Raw genomic sequence first — 2,325 nt, forward strand, 5'->3', positions numbered from 1 at the left:
CTACCAATTTACATACGTCAAACGCCCGCCGATTACGAAAATGAAATTACGGGCGAGTGCTACATTATCAACAGCGACGACGAGCACAATTATGTGTTCTATCAAACACTGAAATCACAATATGATATCGCCGATTTTGTAATGCTACATGACGCTGTTGAGTATTGTAAGTTGAAGATTGATAGTGTGTTTTGATTTTATTGTGGTTTTTCAGGAAACACAGCATTAACATCTGACGCATCAACACGAGTAACTAAAATGCGATATTTTTTCCACGCTTTTAACCGCGCTTCTTCGTCTGATTCTTGCATTTCTAAATCAATAATATCTTGCAAAACAGCTATTTTTTCGTTAGCTTCGTTGATTAATGAGTTCTTTAAATTTTGATTATTTTTGATGAGATGTTCATTTTTTGCATCTTCATCTAATACCCATTTTTTAGCTTTGATATCCCACTTACAAAATTCGAATGGTTCAAGCTGTGTATAACCCTTTTTGATTTTACCAAGATAATCAACAACACTTGATTCTTTCGTATCAATGTTATATACCGTTTTGTTTCTGTTATCTTCGATTAAAATCCATGCGCCATTTTGCTCGCATGTCCAATATCCATCTTTAAACTCAGGAGCGATACGCAACGCATTATCTGGCGGTAATGTATCATCATTCGCTTCTAGTTCATGTGTAAACGGTCTTAGTTCATTAGCATTATCAAAATAATAATTAATCATATTAAACTCCCAAATATATAGCTGGCGTCATGCCGACATTAATCGGTCTATTTTCGTGAGCTGTGGGTACTACGCGTGATGCATCAAAATCGAAAAACGCCCACCTCATTCGACGCGAACCTGCTTGTAGCCAATCGTCATCGCAGTGATAAACTGACATCGCTCCGTCATGCTCACCTTTTGTTATGTTTTCATGCCCGATTACTGCTCGTCCGGGACCATTTGGTATCGCTCCTTTAATATTACGAATCGCATCATCTTCAGTACTTCCTACCTGTCGAGTAGTTCCATTAACCGCACGCTCAAAAAAACCACGACCATCGGAATAAAATGCAGTCGGTACATTAATATACTGTTTACCGTTAATTGTTTTTATCGCGATATTATGGTCTCTTTTGTAGTTAACAGATAAACTCTTTAAAGCTTGACCCTGTGGTGAATCTAAAAGAAAGTTGTCTCCATTTCTGAAATACCACCCGAACGGCAGTTCATCACGTCTAAACGGCATTAAGCGCTGATCCCCTATTGGAATATATTTATTAATATTTGCAGTTGTGACTTGTTCAACCCAAGGCTCCCATGTTCTAGTACCGCCGCGATAATTTCTAACAAATTGTCTCGCATTTCTATATGTTGTATAAATCTGACAACATCCTGCACCGTCTGCACCATTTTTAAAAATTTGTAATGTACCGGCTTGATTAACTGGATAGTTGTTTTCAGTAGTCGCTTGAACGTTTCGACCTTGAAAATAAACACCTTCGCTCAAGCCCGTTAGGCTGTTCAAATTTATATTTGATAAATCACCAAACAACTGTACAGCGTCACCAATTTTCAATAGCTTAGACGTATCAATTGTTGATGCGAATTTTTTAGCATTGTCTTCAGACGCTTTAGCCGCATTTGCACTATTACTAGATTGTTGAGCTGAGTTACGAGATGCTGTCGCTGATGAACTAGCACTATCTGCATATGATTTAGCACTATCTGCATATGATTTAGCTGATGTGCTAGCATTAGTTGCTATTGTTGTTGATTCGCTTGCTGATTGTGCAAAACCTTTACTTTGTTCAACCAGTTTTATTAACTCTTTTTGTATTGAATATTGAGATTTTATAGTGACAACTTGTCCATCTGGAGCTGTTAATGTTACCTCTCCATCACCTGTTAATAAGGTTTGCCAAGCGTCCAGTTGGATTTGATAATAATTCAACATTTCTGATACACGCAATGCTAAAGCTTCGATAGAAACTTTGGGCGATGTCGGTATTTCATACTTAACGCCTGTTTTACTTGCTCCGCTATAATCCTTTGCTAGTGTTAGCTGTGTATCTGACTGAACTGATGCAATCTCATAAATCTCTATTGTATTTGATGTTTGTAACATCAACATTTGTCCAGAACAAATACCTATTAATGGATTAGTCCATTTAGTGTTAATCCCAGTTACTATTTTGCTGTTATTGGTTACGTTTACCGTACCTGTTTTGTACCAAGACATAATTTTCCTCAAATTTTAAATATAAAAAAAACCGCAATTAAGCGGTTTGTTCTGATAACTTGTTAATTAATCAAGAAATCCGTTTGAGTT

At 36.9% G+C, this 2,325-nt stretch carries 3 protein-coding genes; 1 reads left to right on the forward strand and 2 read right to left on the reverse strand.

Annotated elements, in window-relative coordinates:
- Nucleotides 1–195, forward strand: a 195-nt coding sequence (locus GQ594_RS11800; protein WP_160413163.1) for a hypothetical protein, incomplete at its 5' end; no start/stop codon positions are given.
- Between the two features lie 2 nt (nt 196–197).
- Here GQ594_RS11800 and GQ594_RS11805 read toward each other — a convergent pair.
- The gene (locus tag GQ594_RS11805) at nt 198–734 is read right to left on the reverse strand and encodes a tail fiber assembly protein (RefSeq protein ID WP_160413162.1); all 537 of its coding nucleotides are present in this window, start codon (nt 732–734) and stop codon (nt 198–200) included.
- 1 nt (nt 735) lies between these two features.
- Complete coding sequence (locus GQ594_RS12125; RefSeq protein ID WP_202112592.1) at nt 736–2,235, reverse strand: pyocin knob domain-containing protein; 1,500 nt, start codon at nt 2,233–2,235, stop codon at nt 736–738.
- Between the last annotated feature and the right edge of the window lie 90 nt (nt 2,236–2,325).

Origin of the sequence: Gilliamella sp. Pra-s52, assembly GCF_009795805.1 — a bacterium.
Taxonomy (GTDB): Bacteria; Pseudomonadota; Gammaproteobacteria; order Enterobacterales; family Orbaceae; genus Gilliamella.

Coding starts and splice junctions, on each gene's coding strand:
- GQ594_RS11805 (WP_160413162.1), bottom strand. CDS start 734: ATGATTAATTATTATTTTGATAATGCTAATGAACTAAGACCGTTTACA.
- GQ594_RS12125 (WP_202112592.1), bottom strand. CDS start 2,235: ATGTCTTGGTACAAAACAGGTACGGTAAACGTAACCAATAACAGCAAA.